Origin of the sequence: Dyadobacter sp. LHD-138, from assembly GCF_030929615.1 — a bacterium.
Taxonomy (GTDB): domain Bacteria; phylum Bacteroidota; class Bacteroidia; order Cytophagales; family Spirosomataceae; genus Dyadobacter.
Window position 1 is genome coordinate 25,468 of record NZ_JAVFVU010000043.1, and the last position, 20,769, is coordinate 46,236.

A 20,769-nucleotide genomic window follows, 5' to 3' on the forward strand; every position below is an offset into this window, starting at 1 on the left:
CAATATGATGGAAAATCAATCTTTTACACATATAAAAACGGGCGTGCTTTACTCCTCCGTTTACAGAATTGTTTTGTTGTCAGCTTTGTTCCTTTTTGTTTCAATCTGTACAAAAGCGCAGGTTGGCATTGGTACCATATCACCTGATGGAAGCGCTCAACTGGATGTGACCTCACCCAACAAAGGAGTCCTTATCCCAAGAATGGGTAAAATCGCTCGGGACGGAATCGGTTCGCCGGCAACGGGGTTGCTGATTTACCAGACAGATAACACGCCAGGTTTCTACTATTACAATGGCTCGGCATGGGTTCCTTTTATCTCTCCTGTGGCTCCTGCCGGTGATGCAATTATTCCTTATGCCTCAGGAGCACCGATTGTCATGACGACCGTTGCATTAGGTTTGGTAGGAACTACTTCTCTGGTCGGGTTTGGTTCTTCTTTTCCGGGTGTAAGTTTGCTTGGCGGTAATATTGACCTTTCAAACATAACCAACTTAGCGTTCTCGGTGCCGCGTGCTGGCACAATTACTGCGCTCTCTGCTTATTTTAGTACGACGGTTGCACTTGCTTTGTTTGGTTCGACGGTTACGGTAACTGCCCAGGTTTACAAATCCAGTGGACCAAACAATTCTTTTGCACCGGTTCCTGGTGCAATAGTTAACCTTGCTCCGGGATTAACGGGCACATTTGTTCCGTTGGGTACGACCGTTAATGGGATTACAACTGGTTTGAACATTCCGGTGAGTGCAGAGGATCGTTTGTTGCTTGTATTTTCGTCAACCGCGGCAGGGCTAAGTCTGCTACATACGGTAACAGGTTATGCAAGTGCAGGTCTTACAATAAAATAGTAGAAAAATATTTAATCTCATTTCCCTTCACTGATCGTGAGACGGATTTCAAAATTCGTTTTCACGATCAGTGAAGGGATTTTTTTTGACTATTGTGAGGGCTGAAAAATATTCTGATATTTTTTATTTTAAATAGAGTATAATATGCTTAGCATCACATCCTTATATAAATTCCTGAACGCATGTAAACCTTTTGGTCTCACAATTTTAAACAGCTCACCCATGAAGCCCTTCTTTCTTTTATTGCTGGCGTTTTTTCTTGTTGTTTTGCCTGATTTTGCGTTAGCGGGAACAACAAATTGCTGTCCGGACGGGGGTGTTACGGCCCAGGTGGTTTATCAGTTCAATGCGTTTAGGGAAGGGACGGTTTATTTTAAAAACGGAAAACATAGCAAGGCTAAGTTAAACTACAATTACCTGCACGGTGCCATTGAATTTATCGATGGGAGCAAGGACACGCTCGTGATGACAAACAAAGGCAGGATTGACTACATTACCGTAGATCAAAATATTTTTTATGCTCAGGAAGACAACGGAGACATGGAGCTTGTTGCTGATTTTGGCAATATTATGCTGGTAAAAAAGACACACTTGGTTGTGAAGGGGAATAAGACAAATGTTTCGGAGCAGAAGTATGTGGCCAATCCGGAAGCGGCAACGCCCACTGCGCTGCTGATTTCAAATCAGGGTGGAGAATTTCGTTGGCAAAACAATACCGTTAATCCCGATTATAAATTTAAGACGGAGTATTACTTCATTGATCGGAATCATGTATTTCACATCGCCAGGAGAGCGAACCTGCTTAAAGTTTTTGATAAAAATAAAACAGCGCTATCCAACTATTTGAAACAAAACGATATCAATTTCAACGAGGAAGCGCAGCTGAAAAAGGTATTGCAGTTTTGCAGTACCTTTTAACAGTAACCCTATTATTGATTTTTGAAAATGGTGGTTTCATGTTTTCGGAAGGAAATGTGAAAATTACCATTTTTTTTCTGTCTTTTGAAAAAGGTATTGCTAAGCGGAAGCGGTTTTCGATGAAGAACAAAATGGCACTTTTTACCCTGGTATCACACAAAGTCTTTTTGCCCGTATTTATAAAAATAGAAATTTTACGGAATGCATAAAACGGCTTCAAACGATCGGGAGCCGACATTGTTGCGCTGCTTTGTCAATGAAATGATTTATTTTTCGCGCTGTATACAACCTTTGTATGCCAAACAGGCCTCTTTAATCCGAATACTTTAAAAACTCCCTATGACGACGGAGGCAGAATTGATTACCGGTTGCCTTTTACATGATCGGATTGCGCAGCGGCTCTTGTACGACCGGTACAAAAATGCTATGTATACCCTGGCTTACCGGATTACCGGCGACTATGACGATGCGAATGACGTGTTGCAGGATGCTTTTCTGGAAGTTTTTCGGCATCTCGACCAGTTTCGCGGGGATGCGACGCTGGGGGCATGGATCAAGCAGATCGTGGTCAGGAAATCAACGAAAAAGAAACGTGTCGTGATTTGGCAGAATGCCGATGAGGAAACGGGCGAAAGTATCGACTGGGCGGAAGTTGACATCAACGTGGCACATCTCCAGACGGCTATCCTGACGCTGCCCGACGGATTCAGGACGATATTCGTTTTGGCAGAAATAGAAGGCTATGCACACCGTGAAATTGCCGGGATACTCAATATCTCGGAAGGAACTTCAAAGTCGCAGTTGTTCCATGCAAAAAGAAAATTGCGGAGTATGCTTACATCAAGATGATCTATGGAATATAACATAAATAATTTGCGGGAGGCGCTGGCAAAACTTCCTTCCTCCGGACCGTCAGATCATATCTGGCAGGAAATTAACAGACAATTAAACGAGGCACCGTTACAAAATGGGTTGAAAGAACTTCCGGTATTTGAGCCGGACGCGCACATCTGGGACGCGATTGAAGCTAAAGTTCCTGGTCGCAACCGTATTAATATGGCCTGGTGGTATGCGGCAGCGGTTATCCTGATCGGTGGGATTACGGGCTTATGGGCTTCGAAACAGAATATGGCGCCAGCGGTTGCCTATTCGCAGGAAATTGTTGATGAACGCTTGCTGGCTAAAAAGGATCTGGAGACTGACCAGCAGTATAAAAAGCTGAAAGCGTATTGTGAAGTAGAAACAGTGGTTTGCAACGACAAGAATTTTAAGCGATTAGAAGAGGAATATGAAAAACTGCAAACGGCGACGGAGCAATTGCAGCAAGCGATGGGTACTTATAATACAGAGCCGGAATTGGTCCGCCAGTTTAGTTTAGTGGAGCAGGAAAAAGCAGAGGTGTTGAACGAAATGGCCAAAATGATTTAGACCTAAGATCATGAAATCAGATATAAATATTTTCCGAAAACGACCGGTTTTAACAATCCTCCTCTGTTGGGTGGCTGTTAGCGGTTTTCAAACGGCGCAGGCGCAGCATGTTTTGCAGGTTGCTACGAAAGCGATTGAAAAAACTGTCGCAGCCACATCTATACGGACACTCTACATTAATGCAGAAAAGGCCGATATTGAATTGATCGCCTGGGATAAGACTGAAATAGCAATCGTGCTGGAATTGTCGGCAAGGCATCCCGACAAAGCCACCGCGACTAGTGATCTTGGTAAGATACAATACATTGCCGACCGGAGCGGGAAAGACTATTTTCTCCGAAATTACATTCTGCTGAAAGAAGGAGAAAGCAAGCCGCTGTCGAATCTTAAGGCTCGCTATGTGATTCATTTGCCATCGACCTGTGCCGTAGATCTGAAAAATACTTTCGGGACGATTCAGATGAAAGGGTTAGCCAATAACCTTAAACTGAGCGCAGATTTTTGTACCACTTCGCTGCTGAATATAAAGGGGAAAGGATTTTTTGAAACCTCTTTCGGAGCATTGAGAGCCATTGAGATTACCGGTACTTTTTCTTTTTCGAGTGATCATACGAATCTTAGTCTGGAAAATATTGGCGGCGCGATCCGCATGAATACTTTGTATGGAAACGTGGAGATATCTCCGTCACCCGGACTTACCAGTCTGGCGATACAGTCCAAAAAAGCGGTGGTGACGATGGTTACAAAAAACTGGCAGCAATTCGACTACGATATCAACAGTGCTTACACGACCATGAAACTTCCTAACGGTTTTAAATGGAAACGGAATACACCTGATTTTAAAGATGCATTTTACTCTAAAAATCAATTGGCCAACGTCCGGATCAGCGCGGAATTTGGCAACCTGACCATAAAATAGTGCCGCTTTCCTAAACATTAGCCATGAAAAAGAGCTTTTTTCTCTTACTTTTTTTATCAGTAGTTCACACACTATTTGCCCAGGACAGTACCCGAATTATCTTCAGCCAGGAAGCCGACACACTGGTCAAACAACGTTTCATTGACCGTTATGAAAATGTTTTTATGACTAAAGTGCCTACGCGGCATATGTTTAAAATTGGACTTTCGCAGTATTATCAGCCTATCCAGTTTACGTTTAACGACGATAAAGTCTTCAATAATTCCTCGCTTGCGATTGGCTACGAGTTTAAGTTTCTCCCTGCATTTTCTATTGCGCTTTCAGGGCATTTGCCGTTTTATGTCATCGAAATACCTTCTGAATTTGTATTTAAAAATGTCGTTTATGATGCACAGTTGCGGTGGTTCGTCAATATGAAAAGGAGAATCCGGACCGGAAAGAGTGCCAATAATTTCAGCGGAAATTATGTGGCTCTTAACTATACGCTGCCCGGCGCGCTCAGGATCTTGCAAAACGAGCCGACCGTTGGCATAAAGTTCGGATTTCAAAGGCGCGTATTGAACTGGGGTTTTATTGATTTTGCGGTGGCATTTCAGAAAAGGAGCCCCTGGTTTGAGTATGACCTGGATGCGCTCTGGGCTTTTTCAACCCAGGCCAGCTTTGGCTATGCTTTCGGAGACTGGAAAAGATCGAATAAGTCGCCGTTATGTGATATTTTGTTATGTGACGAGAATATCGGCAATCAGTGGAAAATTAAGTTGCCCGAGTTGACGTTTGGTCGCCATTTAAACCGAATGAGATTTGGTGTAGCCTATGAGCATAAAATCATGTCGTCTCCCTTTTCTGTAAACTTTCAATATGATATTAATTTGAGCAAAGGGTGGGGCTATACCGATGGTCCGGGGCGTTACATGGCCTATGAGACCTATACTGCGGATTTCGGCACGGAGATTTCGCAGTTTTTCACCATTCAGCCGAGGTATTATTTTCTTCAAAACCGGAGTAAAATGAGGGGGCAGGGTGGAAACGGCTTATCTGGAATGTATACGGGCCTGAATACCGAATATAACGTGTATTCCGGTCGGCACAACACTTTATTTGACAACAATCCGAATAAATATATCAAAAGTAATACGCTTTACATTGGTGCGCTTGTCGGTTTTCAGCAGAGGCTTTTTCGCCATGGTTACCTGGACTTTAATACCTCTTACAATTTCAAAAGGGAGAAATATTCGAAGGATAAGTCAACCGGATTTAGAGGGAATCTGGGTCTTGGATTCGCCTTTTAGTTATCATTACTTATACAAACGTCATAGAATAAATGGCTTGTGTCACTGCGTGAAGAAACCAAAAAGATTTGATTTTTTTGATGAAAAAGGCAGATCCGGCCTTCCAAAAGAACAGATCTACCCTTTCGTTTAGTACCTGTTCCAGAACGCTGGCGGTTCTATGCCCAGCGAACGAAGATAAACGTATCCTTGTCCACGGTGGTGAATCTCGTTATCGATTAAATAGAGTAAAGCAGCATTGACGGGTCCCTCGTATTGCCCGAAAGCGCGGTCGTTTTCCTGAAAACGCTGGGCAGGAATTTGTAGCCAAACCTTGTTTATCTCTTCGGTAACCATATCCCACAAGTCAAGAATTTCCTGTTTTGTTGCCGGCGGTGGCGTATTGGAAGCCAGTGGCGGGTTGTCGAATGTCCAGTTCCCGAAAGCGATACCGTGAATCCCAGGAGCTGCGAGTCCAATAAATTCCATCGACATCTGCGCAAAAGTACGCATGCCGCCAATAGAATAATTGAAGAGTTTTTCTTCCGGGAATGCGTCGATAACCTGACGTGTAAGGCGTCTGTGTCCCTGCCAGTGTTCCAGGAGGGCGTCGCGCGAGATAAAACCGGGTACTGCAGTAAGCTCAATTGCGGATGTGATGTTGTTTTCCATGTGTCTAAGGTTTTGCGTTTTAATATTTATACACAAATGAAATACCGCGAAATGACAACCGTATGTCAGTAGGGGGCAGGAATTTTTTTAATAATGAACTTATCTCGCGAAGTTGGCTTTTGACCGCAAGATCCGGGTTGAAAGGCGAGACATGAAATCCTATTTTTGCAGATATTATACCCGGATTAGGAAACATGGTTAAACACGAAACACTGGGGAACAGCGCATCTGACCGGTCGAGCGCCCTAGGCCGTTTGATCAGAAGCGGAGAAGTTACACTGGGCGGTTATAAAAAAAATGGAATATATGGAACATTGCGATGCAGTGCGGGCAGGAGAATGAAATTGGAAAACCGCGTTTTTTTCAGGGACGAGCAGGAGGCAATCGGGTTGGGCTACCGGCCTTGTGGAAACTGTATGCCGGAACAATATAAATTTTGGAAGGCTGGAAAGAGCTGGGCAGGTAATGCTGAAAAAAGTTGAGTATAAGCAAACGAAGGTCGACTTAAGGTTAAAACAGAGCGTTATTTTTTAGCCAGGCTTCTCCATAGATAAAATACGAGATAACTTTCCCAGCCCGCAAAATCCCGGAAGAAGCGGTTAATTGGCTGTGTGTCTTTTTTTGTTTCAATAACCTGGTGTGAAAATAGCGCCTGCATTAAACCGGCGTCACCATAGGGTATACACGACTGCTCTTTGAGGCTTTTCATGAGTGCGTAATTGGCCGTCCATATGCCAATTCCCTTGACGGAAGTAAGTGCTTTTTGTCGGGAAAGGAAATCTGGCAGCGCGGTTAATATTTCCTTACTGAGCTTTTTTTTGACAAATATTCCGGCCAGGCCTATGAGATATTCCGCCTTTTTTGCAGAAAACTGCATGGCTCTGAGTTCCTCAGGATCAACACGTGCCAAAGCTTCACAGGTAGGGAAAATGTGGTATTCTTCATTTTCGAATGTCATATGTGTTCCATACTTTTCCACCAGGCGCCTTTTCAGTTTGTAGGCAAATGTCAGGTTGATCTGCTGACCGATAATGCCCCAGCATAATGCTTCAAAAAGATCAGGAATGCCAATGAGCCTCAGTCCTGCGAATTCCTGGTTCATGTAAGAAAACCGGGGATCCTTGGATAAGAGCCTGTAAAACGGTGTTATATCACGGTTAAGATCGAACCATTCAGAAATGTATTCCTGAATGAGCGGGGCATCGCTTTCGTCAAAATCGCCGGAAATAATCTCAATAAACAGCTGGTCTGATTTCTGAAAAATATCCGTTAAAATAAGCTTCCCGTTAATAAACAGGGGTTTTCTGACGCGATCGGAATAAATGGTGTGCAGGCAATCGTCAAAATTTCGGTTCAGAAACCACAGGCATTCTGTGAAGCTAAAGGAGGATTCCAGCGGAATTGAAACGATATATTTGTTCATCAGTTTTATGGGCGCCAAGGGTTTTTTTTTATCCAATTGAAGTTTCGATAGCTACCCATCTGCATAACAAAGGTATTGGAGGGAAATTACCTTTCCATGCCGGATCTTGCGGTTTTGGTGGCGCTAAATAATTGAAGTCCTATTCCAGAAAATCCCGGAGTTCAAGTGTGTTTTTAACGCCCAGTTTTTTAAATATTTTGGTTTTGATCGTACTGATCGTTGAGCTTTTTCGCCCCGTTTTTGTTGCGATAGATGAAGTTTGCATGCCCTCGCAGAGATATTTGGCCACTTCTTGCTCCCTTTTGGTAAGGAGGTTTTGCTTTTCATCATGTATCTTTTTTTTCTTCACAAATGCCTCCGATAGGTATTCCAGCAGTTGAGGACTGATGTAATATTTTCCGTTTAAAACAGCATCAATACAAGCCAGAAGTTCGCCTATGTCGTTTTGTTTTAAAACGTAACCATTAATCCCGGATTCGAGGTATGGCATTTTTTTAAAATTCATTGGATTCTCATCGTAGATAATGATGGGGGTTTTTGGGTGATAGCCTTTTATCCTTTCAACCGTGTGAAAGTTGCTTTCCTTTGGATTTTCATTAATACCCTGAATGATCAGGTTTGGTGTAAGCGCCGGATTTAATTCATTGTATTCAATGATATCATTGCCCTCTTTCACGATAACTTCAATAAAATGTTTTTTCAAACAAAAGGACAACCCAAGACGAAGGATGGGATGCTTATCAATCAGTGCAATTATCAACATACTAAAAAGATTCAAGGTGAGAATGAGAAACAATCACCCTACCGATATGGCCGGCAAGGTGATTGTTAAGCAATTTTGTTTTTCCTTACTGTAAGATTCAGGCTCTAAGTTCTGAGCCAAACTTCATCGGGTAACGATTATTTTTTGTGTATCAAGTGTCCCATCTGTTTGTAAAACCTTAACAATATAGATACCGGTTGAAAAATTCTCTACACTGATTCCTTCACCTGAAACAGAGGCCGATTTGTATACGAGTATTCCGGATGCATTGACTATGGAAACTTCTTTTAATTTTTCTAAGGGTACATTTTGAATATATAATTTTTCAGTGACCGGGTTAGGGTAAACCGTTACCAGCGAATAGATGGTATTCGACCTGATACTTTCAATGTGGCTGAAAGCATAGGTTTCGTCTTTGTCAATCATTTTAATGCGGTAATAAACTGTGCCGCTGATAGGAGTATTATCAGCAAAATAATAGTTTATCTTTGATATACTTGTACCGTTTGCTAACTTTTTCCCGATATAATTCCACGTTTTTGCATCAGCACTACGTTCGATCTCGAAACGATCGGCGTTGATTTCTCCGGCTGTCGTCCAGTTCAATTGCGCCGAATTTCCTTCCTGACTTACGGAAAATGAGACAAGTTTCACAGGCAGGGGAGTTGGGAATGAAATGGTGTAATTGGCCGGAACGCTGGGTTGTCCTGCTGCATCAACCTCTGAATAGGTAAAGGTTAGGCTTGTGTAACCGCTTCCGGTAAACTTGACAATCAGTTTGTCAGGATTATAGGACGGTATGGTTTGACCGGCGGTAACGGCTTCCGAGGGTGACAGAACTCCATCGCCGTTGACATCATAATACAATGTTCCGTGCGTAGGCAATGTCTGAATGATGACCGTGTTGGTTCCGCTGATTCCATTGTACATACCATCTTCAAAATCAGACCCGATTAAAGGGCCAGGGCTGCTGATGGTTCCTGTTCCGTTAAGCGTAATGGCCGAATTTGCGGCTGGTTGTGTTGGCAGGATGTAGTTTTGTGTTACGGCGACCGGGATTTTTTCGATGCCAAAATCTTTGCCTGTAATGTCTGCATTGCCGGTTGAAAATCCATAAGTCCCGCTGTAAGATGGCGCCGAAGTGAAGATCCAGTCTGTTGGCAGTGTCGACGTGGTGGGCCCGGTTTGGCCTGCCGTATAATTGCTTGTGCTCAGGTAGATTTTCACATTGGTTGTTGGAGGCACGCCCTGAAACAAATAAGTACCATCCGGTTTTACGGCCGTGCTCATCAGTACTTTTCCTGTCGTTGCATCGACCAGGATTGCGAAAAGCCCCCCTGCATTCGTAGCCGTTTCAGCACCGGTTTTTATGTTGGTAAAAGTTCCGGCGGCACTGCCATTGGCGTCGTTCCAGATTGTCCCGCTTAGGTTCTGTGCCAGGAAATAACCGTTGATCGCGCTCAAATCGGCTCCGTTAGCGTCATTTGGCGTATTGGTAGGGTAAATAGTTGTATCTAAAAAGCTGTTTACCTTCCTGCTGTCACCTCCCACATTGGCATCGTTGGGTAGCACTGAATAGCCATGGAATGTATCACCAATGGAAAGTCCGAGATCTGCGAAAGATAAAAACATGGCCTTGACATCCTGAATCGTAATATTTGAATTTACGACGGTAGGGCGGGTGGCAGCCAAAAGTTGATCATTGACTGTTGCGGAACCAGCCTCATCTCTTCTTCTTAACGCAATGCTGGACATTTGGGAAATAATCGTTGTCGGCGTGTAAGCGCCTGATAAAGCCCCGCCATTGACACCTTTTTGTGTCCATGTATTGTTGAAGCTCAGTACGTCGTCATATAGATAATTCGTGCCTGCACCGGTGTTAGTTCCGCCACTTAATGCTTTTATGGCAGCGATTTTTATGGCGTCATCGTTCTGGCCGCGGTTAGCCAGGATTATGCCACTGGAATTGATATTTCCAATCGTCACGGCGATTCCAGTGTTCCATAGAAAATCTATCCTTTCGACGTTATTGGCCGTTACGTTTGCTTTTGCCCCGTTTGTTCCGTCATTCGGGTCGGCGTTGTATTCCTGATTTACAAAAGTATTATCGGTCCCGACATTGGCAAATCCGTTCATCAATGCAATGTTTCCTTCAAGATTTGCAGCACTTAGGGGTGTTCCCGGATAAGAGGGTATTAATGTAAAAGTGGTTCCCGATAGGGTACCCTCGGCGTAAAAACTTTGACGATCACCCCAAGGTATGGCCTGCTGGCTGGGAAACAATGCCCCGGTGCCATGTGCCTGATAACCACTGCTGATGTTTCTTCTTAGTACGACCGAGCTGGGTGATTGAGAAGATTGCAAATTGTAAGTACCGTCCCCTACCTTAAAGGAAGTGAGTTTTTTATTGTTTGTTCCAAAGTGGTATGTGGCATTGGTAGCAGGTAGTACGTCACTGCTCAGGGGCTGCATTGCTTGCGCCGTATAGTTTGAAGCAGTACCTGTAATCGATGAAATAACAGGCGAGGTGATATTGGTTTGGCCTTTTGTCTCAATGGCTAATAAAGGACTCAGGCATAATGCCGATAGCAGGCAGGATTTTTTTGAAAACTGGTAAAGCGTTCGCATAGTGTAAGAAGGATTAATAATTGTACAAGTGAGAGCCGGATTCCGGTACACGGCAGTTTCTTTCCGTCATTTACCGGAAATTTGTTTGATGAGGGTTGTTAAATAATTTTGACTGGAATAGTCGCTCTTTCTGCTATAATATTTTCTATATTACAATCGATAGAAAATCAGCGGTGAAATTCTGACGGTAGTCATGGTTTGTGGATTTCGAGTAAACTGGTTTGCGGTTTTTGACTAAATGACATTTTGGGACACCGTTGGATGGAGGTGTCTTCGGAAGTGAATTTTTGTATAGATACTTGTTTGAATAACAGATAGATGTGCCATAATTTTAGTTGATGAAAAGTGTTGTTTGACATGCATGAAGTGATGATACAAATGTCGAGGAAGCACACATCACTGCCAATACACCAAACGAGGTATATTGAGGATGCGAATACCTGATATGAGGTATTTTTTAATAGTGTTTTTTATAAGATTTCGAAAAAATTCTATAATTTCCTTTTTTGTAGAAAGGATTAAGTTCTATATGTCAATACCGTATGCATAGTAAAATTTACACAACCGGTACTGCTGTGATATATGAGGACCACGGATTGTTTGCCGCCACGTTTTCAATGTTACTGGAAAGAACCGGTTTTTTTTCGGCTGTTAACTGTTTTAATACGGAGGAGGAAATACTGAGATATTTTGCCCAGAAACCTTCCGGGAATATTTTTCTTTTTACGGATTATTTTGTCCCGAATAGCAATGTGATCCACCTGATTGCAGATCTACGCAGGTTTTGTCCGACGGTCAGGATTGTGGTAGTAAGCAGCCTAAGCAACGCGGCGTTGATAAGGAAGATTCTCGCTCAGAAAGTAGATGCGTTTATCAGTAAAATAGAAGGATCCGAAGAGGTAATTGCCTGTATTAATTCCATTTTGCGGAGGGAGTTGTATCTTTCACCGCATATCAGCAGTCTTCTGGAAAAAGAAAAGGCAGAAAAGACGGTTGTGGATTTTACGCCGAGGGAGCTTGAAATTTTAACTCAGATTTCCTGGGGGAAAAGTACCGGTGAAATTTCCGACGAGCTGAACCTAAGTAAACATACCGTTCTGACGCATCGCAAAAATATGCTGGCCAAAACGGAATGTAGCTCGATAACAGAATTACTGGCCTATGCCCTGCGGACGGGATTGATTGTTGGTAACTAAAAAAGAAAGGTTTATACCGTTTTTGTGTAACGCCAGGTTCTTTACGGACAAGGGGTGCGGTTTTGGTGCCATACCATGCAATGGCGCGTAAAACTTTTTGGGGCACCTCAATGGCGCTGAGCCTCTTTCGCTCCACTGTTCATCCAAATTTCATAAGATGGATGGGGGAAATGATCATCCCTTCGGGATTATTGATAAGTTTAAACAACTTCTTAACGAAAAATAATATCAGCCAGGGAAAAGTGCTAAAAGTGAAAGGGGACAGAAATATCCGGTAAGAATCGGCGGGTAAGCCGGAAAGGTTAACTATCTTCGGATTTGACCTTAACCTGTTGCTTACTAATACATTTAAACGAAGTAGTATTGAAGACGATTTATATGCCAAGGTTTGCTGACATCAGCGATGTGGAAGGAATTATGAGCCTTTACAAAGCAGTAGCCAGGAATGCTGGTGGTATTGCCCGCGAAGTCGGTGAGATAACGCCGGACTATGTAAGAGGGAATCTGGAAAAATCCTGCGAGAACGGAATTTGTCTGGTAGTCGAAAATCCTGTTAACGACCGGCAATTATTGGGAGAGATTCATTGTTATAAATTGCAGCCAACTGTTTTTAATCATATATTAAGTGAACTGACGATTGTGGTCCATCCGGATGTTCAGCAGAAGGGGATTGGAAAATTACTGTTCAGCTCTTTGCTGAAACATATTGAAGAAGTCAGAAATGATATTTTGAGAGTGGAGCTGATAGTCCGGGAAAGCAATACAAGGGCTCAGGCGTTTTATCAGCAAATCGGTTTCAAACAGGAGGGACGTTTTGAAAAGAGAATTGACACCAAATCTGGTTCCTTTGAGGCAGACATTCCGATGGCCTGGTTTAATGCCAATTTTGACAGGAAATCGTTTTGAAGAGTATCGGCCGTTAATATCCCATTCTGTAATTTGCATCGTAAATAGTCTGATCACTTACCGCCCAAAAGCGAAAAAAATGTTTACCATATCAACAGATAAAACGAAATTAAGTCTTCCGGTTATTCACGCGTTCCTATCAAAAGAAAGCTATTGGGCGAAGGATATTCCCGTAGGGTTTGTAGAAAAATCCATAGAAAATTCACTTTGTTTTGGTGTTTATGATGGAGATAATCAAATTGGTTTCGCCCGGATCATCAGCGACTATACGACTTTTGCTTATTTGGGGACGTATTTATCTTACCGAAATATCGCGGTCATGGTTTGTCTAAAAGGTTAATGGAGGAAATTAAAGGTCATCCTGATCTGCAAAATCTTAGAAGATGGATGCTTGCGACGGCTGACGCGCACACCTTATACGAGCAATTCGGCTTCGCGGAATTGGCAAAGCCGGACTATATCATGGAAATTGTCAATATTGATATGTATAGCAAAAATGAGTTTTTATAATTTATCCAAGGCAGAACGGCTAGGTGTCGTCGAAACGATCAATAACGAGATTCGTGAGGATGTCGGGCGGGGAGAAACGGCTAGGGTATTGAGGTATTTTTCGGATGAAGATACCTACATCCGAAAGTCGGGTTACCTGGCTATCGGCAAACTGTATAAGGAAAACAAGGCAGGTCAGCCGGCTGTTATTGCTTTGTTGAACAATCTGCTCACCGAAGGTGACTTTAAGGTCAGACAAACGGTCATTAATTCGGCAGGTGAAATCGGGAAGTCTGATTTTCTGGTTGTGGAGTATTTCTTTGACACCGGGTTGTTTGATGAAAATCCGGCGGTTCGGAATGCGGTAATTGGCTCAATCAAGAAAATGGGAGAGAAGAATCCGGCTCCGGTCCTGCAATGGGCAAGAAAATATCTCCATCATGAGGACAAGGAAATTCGCCGGGAAATCTGTCATGGTATAGAGCTGCGCGGCCGAACACATCCTGAGGACATTCTTCCACTCCTAAAGGAGCTTCAGTTTGATAAAACGGCAAGAGTTAGAAATACCCTGGTACATGTACTTGGGCAGATCGCCTACAAAAAGGACTGTCTCGCTTCGGTGATTGCAGCCTTGAATACCTGGGATAATAAAGAGGTCGTGGAAAAAGCGCTGGATGAAATTGTGGATGTCCATCAGCGTTACAAAGATTTTGCTATTCTGAGTCAACAGGAAGCGGTGGATTACATCGCGGCCCATTATCAGAAATAAGATACGCTTGGAACTAAGTTTCAAAGAAGCGGTAAAAGGAACACTATTTTGACGGCCTGGCTGAGATCCGGATTGCTCGATAACCGGTAAAATACAGGTTATAGTGTGTGTAGCGTGCTTTGAGGGAATGAAGAATTAACTTGCGACTTTCTCCTTGTTTTTTTCCAGTCGTCCGCCGGGAGTGAACTCTCCTTCAATCCATCGGACAAAATTTTTGGCGTGCGTAAGATAGATATTCGCTGCCAGTGGTTTTAATTCCGACGCCTCAATTTCAGTCATGTACTTCTCGAGAAGCCGGTTAATTTCGGAAAACGAATGTTGATCAGTTTGCATAGTTCTGGGTTAAAATAATGAAAATGGTTACCTGTATTTTATTAAGATTGCTGCTGGTAGTTCTAAAATGCGAAATTTGTCGAAATTAATTTGAATGCCTAACCATTAACTAAGTAGTCACGTATTCTCTTTGTTTTAATCCGGCAATTGCAGGACTTATGACACGTGAATTTAACCTGTTTTTCTGATGTTTGCATTATATTTCAATATGTTTTATAGAAATTTTTCTATGTCCTGTTTTTCGCTGTTTTCAAGTAAAAAAATCGCTGCTGACTTAAATAATAAAGGGACGGGTTGGTACTTTATTTAGAATAGCTGAAATTATTAGCAAAAATGTATTGTTCTGTCTTGGGTATAAGTTAATTTTGGACCATTATTCGATTTTAGTCGAAAAAATAACAAGACCAGATGTTAAATAAAGATGAGATAATCAAGGCGAAGATTTTGGAGGGGGCCGATAAGCTTTTCCAGAAATACGGGTTGGGTAAAACAACCATGGAGGATATCGCGAAGGATGCCGGAAAGGGGAAAAGTACGCTTTATTATTACTTTAAAAGCAAGGAAGAAATATTTGACGCGATCATCAGCCGGGAAAAAGATCAGTTTTTTCAAATGCTGAAAGGGGAAATATCGAAGGCGCCAACGGCTCTGGAAAAATTCAAGACATTTTATATCAAGCGTTTTGAAATGATGAAGAAGATGGCAAATCTATATGCCGTTCTGGTCTCCGAAACGCGCGAATCGTTGTTTGCAACAGGCGGAGATTGTCATTGGCGTAAAAAGTACGATGAAAAGGAAATGATTATCCTCAAAAGTATTCTTGAGTACGGGATGATCAGTGGAGAGTTCAGGATATTAAGTGAAGATGAACTGGAGAAACTTGCATTTGTGATGGCAAGCGCGCAAAGAGGAATTGAATTTGACCTGTTGATGTACGACAAGCTGGATGAAATGCATAGCTACCTGAGCTTGCTTTTGCAGCTTGTTATGAATGGTATTAAGAAAAGTTAGTTTTTGAGCTGGTTACTTCGACTGGCATACGGAGACGGTCTATGATTTTAATTTTAAAATGTAACAAGAATCGGAATGATCTGTCTGACTGCCGACGTCGTGAAAAGACGAAGCGGCTGGGAAGCATTCAGGGAGTGAGTCATTTTGTGACCAAATTAGTTTGTTAGAATAATTTAAGAAGAAGTAATCTGCGAATACCGATATCATTATAGCTGCTTATCTTTTTTAATTCTTAATTTAGTGATAATGTCAGACTTATGTTCTGGTGAATAACGGCATGTGCGCCGGTGTCAAGATTAAATAGAAATTAAAATAACCATAATCTAAAGATATAGACGGTTTAACTAAAAGAAATACGGTTTATTTGCCAGTTAATAATTTCTTATAGATTTAATAACATTGGTTGTTATAGAAAGCTGAATATATTCTTGTAAAGAAAGTATTAAAAGTGCAATTTATTTATATTTGTCCTGACAGTACAAAAGTGATCAAAATAGGGTTATTTTACCAGTGCGGCATTGCGGAAAAGTATTGAATTAAGGGCTGTTCGCGCTAAATACGGCAGAAACAGGGTTTTGTGGTTACATCCGTGAGCGGGCGGAATTGTCTTTATCCGGCTCGATTATTTTCACGGTATTTCAATAAAAACTGTTTTTGTTATAAATTTTTTAAATAAATCAATTCAAGTAAAAACCTTTATTGAAGTAAACATGTTAGGTAATGCAGGCGAAACGTTGCGTTAACATTGCCACAATCTGATTAAATTACTTTTTTAATGACGAAAATGATGCATAAACCACTTGGACGAGCTGAAAATCAGGGAGTAGGTGCATGTTTCTGACACTAAATATTTATGGGGAATAAACTACATGCCCGGGTTTCTGAATTCAGAGATTCGAAGGTAATTAAAGAGAAGGGGCTGTACCCTTATTTTAGACCAATTGAGTCAGGTCAGGATACTGAGGTATTCATTCATGGCAAAAAGGTTCTTATGTTTGGTTCTAATTCATACCTTGGATTAACCAATCATCCGAAGGTCATAGAGGCAGCCCGTGAAGCCATTACAAAATACGGGACTGGCTGCGCCGGGTCCAGATTTTTGAATGGAACACTCGACATCCATGAAGAGTTAGAAGAGAAATTGGCGGCTTACACCGGAAAAGAGGCTTCAGTGCTTTTTAGCACTGGTTTTCAGGCTAATTTGGGTGCCCTTTCCTGCATCACAGGAAGGAATGACTATTTGATCCTTGATGACGCGAATCATGCTTCCATTATTGATGGCAGCCGCTTGTCGTTCTCAAAAGTCGTTAAGTACAACCACAACAACATGGCTGATCTGAGGAATAAGCTTCGCAACCTTCCTGAGGACGCCATAAAGCTTATTGCCACGGACGGGATTTTCAGCATGGAGGGTGACATTGTCAAACTTCCTGAGATGGCTGAAATTGCGGATGAATTTGGAGCAAGTATCATGGTGGATGACGCGCACAGCTTAGGCGTTATCGGAACCAATGGTGCCGGAACTGCTTCGCATTTTGGGCTTACCGATAAAGTGGACCTTATTATGGGGACGTTCAGCAAGTCCTTTGCTTCGCTTGGGGGGTTTATTGCCGCTGATGCTGAAACCATTGAGTTTTTGAAACACCGTGCCCGCGCGCTGATGTTCAGTGCGAGCATGACGCCGTCGTCGGTTGCGAGCGTTTTGGCATGTCTTGAAATTGTTCAGAACGAACCCGAGCACATCGAGAAGTTGTGGGCTAATACGGACTATGCCAAAAAACTGTTGCTCGAAAGTGGTTTTGATCTGGGACGTACAGAAAGTCCGATTTTGCCGATTTACATCAGAGATAACGAAAAAACGTTCCATATCACGAAGCTTTTGCATGAAGACGGCGTATTTGTTAACCCGGTTGTATCGCCAGCGGTACACACGACTGAGTCACTGATCCGCTTTTCTTTGATGGCTACCCATACATTTGAACAAATAGAAGAGGCCGTAGATAAAATGTCGAAGGCTTATAAACAAATATATTCCTACCCTGTTACTGAAAGTGTATGACCCTTGTTTTACCCGTTAATTCAAAAAAGGATTTAGACCGTTTCGTTGATTTTCCGCACGACCTGTATAAGGATGATGTGAACTACGTTCCGGAAATATTTATTGGGCAAAGAGACTTGCTTTCACCTGGTAAACATCCTTTTTATGAGCATTCAAAAGTGCAGCTGTTTCTGGCTTTTGCTGGCGACAGAATAACGGGTCGTATCGCTGCGATACACAATCGGAATCACAATCAGTTTATTGGGGCAAAGGATGGTTTTTTTGGTTTTTTCGATTGTATCGATGATCAGAAAACGGCGGATCTGTTGTTTAAAAGTGCCATTGATTGGTTGAAGCAGGAGGGGTTAAACAAACTTGTTGGGCCGGCAAATCCTTCCACCAATGATGTTTGCGGACTTTTGGTGGAAGGATTTGATATGCCGCCGGTTGCGATGATGCCGTACAATGCGCCATATTATTTAAGACTTATTGAAAACATTGGTCTGAAAAAAAAGACGGATTTGCTGGCATATAAAGTAATGCACGAGTCGGTGAACGATAAGTCGATCAGAATGCTGGACACGCTTCAGAACAGATTGATGGAAAGGCACGGCATTGTGATCAGAAAGGTTAATCTGAAAGACTTTAAAAATGAAGTCGTTAAGATCCGTGAAATTTACAACATTGCCTGGGCAGAAAACCTTGGTTTTGTGCCGACAACCGAAGCGGAATTTGAATATCTGGCCAAGGATTTGAAAATGATACTGAACCCGGATTATTGTTTGCTTGCAGAGAAGGATGATAAGATCGTCGGGTTTATTCTGGCAATTCCGGATATCAACCAGATCCTTATCAAGATAAAAAAGGGAAGATTGTTGCCGACCGGTATTTTCAAGCTTTTGTTTTTGAAAAAGAAGATAGACATGCTGCGCATTCTCACACTGGGTGTCATTGAAGAGTACCGGAAAATGGGTATTGAAGCGTGTCTGTACGGCGGGATTATCAAAAACTCGAAAGGTACCAATATCAAAGGGGGCGAATGCTCATGGATGCTGGAAGAGAACCATATGATGAACCGGGCACTGGACCAGATGAACGGGGAATTATATAAACGTTACCGGTTATTTGAAAAAGAAATATGAGTGAAAGGATTTTGATAACGGGTGCCAGTGGATTTATAGGTTATCACCTTATAAAAGCGGCGCAAAACGCAGGACTTGAAGTCCATGCGGCTGTGCGCTCCACGAGCAAGTTGTCACAACTGGATTCGCTAGCTCCAAAATATATTTATCCGGATTTCAGATCGAAAGAATCGCTTGCCAAACATCTGGAAGAGGGACAGTACACGTATATTGTACACGCAGCAGGTGCAACCAAAGCAAAGAATCAGGAGGAGTACAATACGATTAATGCGGGTTATACGAGAAATCTGGCTTTAGCCGCGGTAGAGTCGAAAATTGACCTTAAAAAGTTTGTCTTTTTAAGCAGTCTTGCAGCCCAGGGGCCATCTGCCTATCAGGAATATCAGCTTTTTTTGGAAAGCAGGACACCTAATCCGGTTACAGCTTATGGGAAAAGCAAACTTCTGGCGGAACAATATCTGGCCGACATTGAGCTACCCATGGTAGTGCTGAGGCCAACGGCCGTTTACGGACCGGGAGAAAAGGATTTGTTTATCGTATTCAAAATGTTGCAGGACGGACTGGATGCCTACATTGGAAATAACCCTCAGCGTTTCAGTTTTGTTTATGTTCAGGATCTGGTCAATGCGACCATGCTTGCCCTGAAAGCTGAAAATAAAAAGGAGCACATATATAATATTTCTGATGGCAATGTCTACAACAGATATGAGCTGGCAGATACGTTTAAGGCACTACTTCGGAAAAAAACGTTACGTTTTCACATTCCGGAGGGGATCGTAAAAGTGGTGGCCAATTTAATGGAGCTGGCGTATGCCAATTCTGAAAAGACGCCGGTGTTAAATAAAGAAAAACTGAATGAACTTACTGCACCCAATTGGGCTTGTAGTATTGAAGCAGCGAAAAGGGATTTGCATTACAATCCTATTTATAATTTAAAAACAGGATTGGCAGAGTCAATACCTTGGTATACAGAGAATAAATGGCTTTGAGATCACCTCTAAATCGAAACTTATGATTGACTCAGATCATTATATCAGGCCTCCGGGAATCGATTCAAACATCTTGCTTTCCTGACTTGGAGCTTGGTGATAGCTGAATAAATATTAAGGTCAGGGACGGAAGATTGGTTCGCTTACCCGAATGGGAGGTATGAACCTGGTAGCATTGGATTTAACCTGTAAATAATGAGTCAGTTGCATAAAATAATTGCAACATCCTTGGGAATAGGATATGTCGGAAAAGGAGGGGGGACAGTGGCCGCTGTTGTTGCGTGTGTTTGCTGGTATTTTTGGCACACCATGTATTTGCCAGATCCATGGCTTACAGTAGGGTTCACGCTTGTCATTACTATAGTCGGGGTTATTTCTTCAGGTGCTGTTGAGCCTTTTTGGGGAAAAGATGATAAAAAGGTGGTGATTGATGAGGTCGCGGGGATGTGTATCAGCTTATTATTTTTACCTGCAACAGGTGCTTACATTGTAACAGGGCTTATCCTGTTTAGGTTTTTCGATATCGTTAAACCTTTTTACATCAGAAAAGCAGAAAAGTTGCCCGGCGGATGGGGCGTCATGCTGGATGATGTGCTGGCGGGTATTTGTGCAAACATTCTTCTACAAATCGTATTTAGATTCAATCTCTTGTAATGTTAACGTTTATCAAGGCGCAGGCTTCTTCTTTGATAGCTACATTTCTCGACTTTTCGACTACAATCGTTCTGGTGAACTTTTTTGGTCAGGATCCGTTTAATAGTAGTATAGCAGGTACAATCTGCGGTGGAGTGGCCAATTTCATGATAAACCGGTATTGGGTATTCGACGCAGCCCGTAGAGAAATGGGTGCTCAGGCTTTCAAATATTTTTTGGTTTGGGTCGGAAATTTGGCACTTAATGCAGGCGGGATGTACTTGATTTTACACGGAACGAATTGGAATTACGTCGTTTCGAAGGCATTGGTAGCACTTGTTGTAGGTTTTGGCTATAACTATGTCTTTCAGAAAAAACTGGTTTTCAGATAGGTTTT

23 protein-coding genes are annotated in these 20,769 nt (G+C 42.4%); 18 read left to right on the forward strand and 5 right to left on the reverse strand.

Features of this window, described 5'->3' with window-relative positions; genetic code table 11:
- Window positions 1-4: 4 nt before the first annotated feature.
- The 6 genes from RB622_RS25545 to RB622_RS25570 all read left to right on the forward strand — a co-directional run bounded on the left by RB622_RS25545 (window position 5) and on the right by RB622_RS25570 (window position 5,401).
- Window positions 5-847, forward strand: coding sequence for an exosporium glycoprotein BclB-related protein (locus RB622_RS25545; protein ID WP_308049598.1), 843 nt, complete (start codon window positions 5-7; stop codon window positions 845-847).
- Window positions 848-1,069: 222 nt separating this feature from the next.
- Complete coding sequence (locus RB622_RS25550; protein WP_308049599.1) at window positions 1,070-1,765, forward strand: hypothetical protein; 696 nt, start codon at window positions 1,070-1,072, stop codon at window positions 1,763-1,765.
- A gap of 339 nt (window positions 1,766-2,104) precedes the next feature.
- Window positions 2,105-2,614: a sigma-70 family RNA polymerase sigma factor gene (locus tag RB622_RS25555; protein WP_308049600.1), complete on the forward strand. Its 510-nt coding sequence runs from the start codon at window positions 2,105-2,107 to the stop codon at window positions 2,612-2,614.
- 3 nt (window positions 2,615-2,617) lie between these two features.
- Window positions 2,618-3,193 (forward strand): hypothetical protein, encoded by a 576-nt coding sequence (locus RB622_RS25560; RefSeq protein WP_308049601.1) that lies wholly within the window; start codon window positions 2,618-2,620, stop codon window positions 3,191-3,193.
- A gap of 10 nt (window positions 3,194-3,203) precedes the next feature.
- Entirely contained in the window at window positions 3,204-4,112 is a 909-nt protein-coding gene (locus RB622_RS25565; RefSeq protein ID WP_308049602.1) for a hypothetical protein, read from the forward strand.
- Window positions 4,113-4,135: 23 nt separating this feature from the next.
- Window positions 4,136-5,401 (forward strand): hypothetical protein, encoded by a 1,266-nt coding sequence (locus tag RB622_RS25570; protein ID WP_308049603.1) that lies wholly within the window; start codon window positions 4,136-4,138, stop codon window positions 5,399-5,401.
- 129 nt (window positions 5,402-5,530) lie between these two features.
- Here RB622_RS25570 and RB622_RS25575 read toward each other — a convergent pair whose 3' ends face one another.
- Complete coding sequence (locus RB622_RS25575; protein WP_308049605.1) at window positions 5,531-6,052, reverse strand: DinB family protein; 522 nt, start codon at window positions 6,050-6,052, stop codon at window positions 5,531-5,533.
- A gap of 194 nt (window positions 6,053-6,246) precedes the next feature.
- Between RB622_RS25575 and RB622_RS25580 the strand changes: the two genes are divergently transcribed.
- Window positions 6,247-6,534, forward strand: a complete 288-nt coding sequence (locus tag RB622_RS25580) for an Ada metal-binding domain-containing protein (RefSeq protein ID WP_308049607.1) — start codon at window positions 6,247-6,249, stop codon at window positions 6,532-6,534.
- A 41-nt stretch (window positions 6,535-6,575) separates the two neighbouring features.
- Here RB622_RS25580 and RB622_RS25585 read toward each other — a convergent pair whose 3' ends face one another.
- The 3 genes from RB622_RS25585 to RB622_RS25595 all read right to left on the reverse strand — a co-directional run bounded on the left by RB622_RS25585 (window position 6,576) and on the right by RB622_RS25595 (window position 10,866).
- The gene (locus RB622_RS25585; protein ID WP_308049609.1) at window positions 6,576-7,475 is read right to left on the reverse strand and encodes a DNA glycosylase; all 900 of its coding nucleotides are present in this window, start codon (window positions 7,473-7,475) and stop codon (window positions 6,576-6,578) included.
- A 139-nt stretch (window positions 7,476-7,614) separates the two neighbouring features.
- Entirely contained in the window at window positions 7,615-8,238 is a 624-nt protein-coding gene (locus RB622_RS25590) for a response regulator transcription factor (protein WP_308049610.1), read from the reverse strand.
- A gap of 123 nt (window positions 8,239-8,361) precedes the next feature.
- Window positions 8,362-10,866: a T9SS type A sorting domain-containing protein gene (locus tag RB622_RS25595; RefSeq protein WP_308049611.1), complete on the reverse strand. Its 2,505-nt coding sequence runs from the start codon at window positions 10,864-10,866 to the stop codon at window positions 8,362-8,364.
- Between the two features lie 542 nt (window positions 10,867-11,408).
- Here RB622_RS25595 and RB622_RS25600 point away from each other — a divergent pair.
- The 5 genes from RB622_RS25600 to RB622_RS25620 all read left to right on the forward strand — a co-directional run bounded on the left by RB622_RS25600 (window position 11,409) and on the right by RB622_RS25620 (window position 14,226).
- Complete coding sequence (locus tag RB622_RS25600) at window positions 11,409-12,062, forward strand: response regulator transcription factor (RefSeq protein WP_308049612.1); 654 nt, start codon at window positions 11,409-11,411, stop codon at window positions 12,060-12,062.
- A gap of 363 nt (window positions 12,063-12,425) precedes the next feature.
- Window positions 12,426-12,968, forward strand: a complete 543-nt coding sequence (locus RB622_RS25605) for an N-acetyltransferase (RefSeq protein ID WP_308049613.1) — start codon at window positions 12,426-12,428, stop codon at window positions 12,966-12,968.
- Window positions 12,969-13,047: 79 nt separating this feature from the next.
- Entirely contained in the window at window positions 13,048-13,308 is a 261-nt protein-coding gene (locus RB622_RS25610) for a hypothetical protein (protein ID WP_308049614.1), read from the forward strand.
- Window positions 13,293-13,478 carry a hypothetical protein gene (locus tag RB622_RS25615; RefSeq protein ID WP_409021940.1) on the forward strand — a complete coding sequence of 62 codons (186 nt, stop codon included), beginning with the start codon at window positions 13,293-13,295 and terminating at the stop codon, window positions 13,476-13,478. The genes RB622_RS25610 and RB622_RS25615 overlap by 16 nt, the downstream gene beginning before the upstream one ends.
- Window positions 13,465-14,226: a HEAT repeat domain-containing protein gene (locus tag RB622_RS25620; protein ID WP_308049616.1), complete on the forward strand. Its 762-nt coding sequence runs from the start codon at window positions 13,465-13,467 to the stop codon at window positions 14,224-14,226. Before RB622_RS25615 ends, RB622_RS25620 begins: the two co-directional genes overlap by 14 nt.
- A gap of 135 nt (window positions 14,227-14,361) precedes the next feature.
- Here the strand turns inward: RB622_RS25620 and RB622_RS25625 are convergent, their stop codons facing one another.
- Window positions 14,362-14,559 (reverse strand): hypothetical protein, encoded by a 198-nt coding sequence (locus tag RB622_RS25625; protein WP_308049617.1) that lies wholly within the window; start codon window positions 14,557-14,559, stop codon window positions 14,362-14,364.
- A 408-nt stretch (window positions 14,560-14,967) separates the two neighbouring features.
- Between RB622_RS25625 and RB622_RS25630 the strand changes: the two genes are divergently transcribed.
- The 6 genes from RB622_RS25630 (at window position 14,968) to RB622_RS25655 (ending at window position 20,764) form a co-directional block, all read left to right on the forward strand.
- Window positions 14,968-15,570 (forward strand): helix-turn-helix domain-containing protein, encoded by a 603-nt coding sequence (locus RB622_RS25630; protein WP_308049618.1) that lies wholly within the window; start codon window positions 14,968-14,970, stop codon window positions 15,568-15,570.
- Window positions 15,571-16,423: 853 nt separating this feature from the next.
- Window positions 16,424-17,629 carry a serine palmitoyltransferase gene (spt, locus tag RB622_RS25635; RefSeq protein WP_308049619.1) on the forward strand — a complete coding sequence of 402 codons (1,206 nt, stop codon included), beginning with the start codon at window positions 16,424-16,426 and terminating at the stop codon, window positions 17,627-17,629.
- Window positions 17,626-18,750: a hypothetical protein gene (locus tag RB622_RS25640; RefSeq protein ID WP_308049620.1), complete on the forward strand. Its 1,125-nt coding sequence runs from the start codon at window positions 17,626-17,628 to the stop codon at window positions 18,748-18,750. The genes spt and RB622_RS25640 overlap by 4 nt, the downstream gene beginning before the upstream one ends.
- Complete coding sequence (locus RB622_RS25645; RefSeq protein ID WP_308049621.1) at window positions 18,747-19,739, forward strand: NAD-dependent epimerase/dehydratase family protein; 993 nt, start codon at window positions 18,747-18,749, stop codon at window positions 19,737-19,739. Before RB622_RS25640 ends, RB622_RS25645 begins: the two co-directional genes overlap by 4 nt.
- 195 nt (window positions 19,740-19,934) lie before the next feature.
- The gene (locus RB622_RS25650; protein WP_308049622.1) at window positions 19,935-20,393 is read left to right on the forward strand and encodes a phosphatidylglycerophosphatase A; all 459 of its coding nucleotides are present in this window, start codon (window positions 19,935-19,937) and stop codon (window positions 20,391-20,393) included.
- Window positions 20,393-20,764, forward strand: a complete 372-nt coding sequence (locus RB622_RS25655; RefSeq protein ID WP_308049623.1) for a GtrA family protein — start codon at window positions 20,393-20,395, stop codon at window positions 20,762-20,764. The genes RB622_RS25650 and RB622_RS25655 overlap by 1 nt, the downstream gene beginning before the upstream one ends.
- Window positions 20,765-20,769 lie beyond the last annotated feature (5 nt).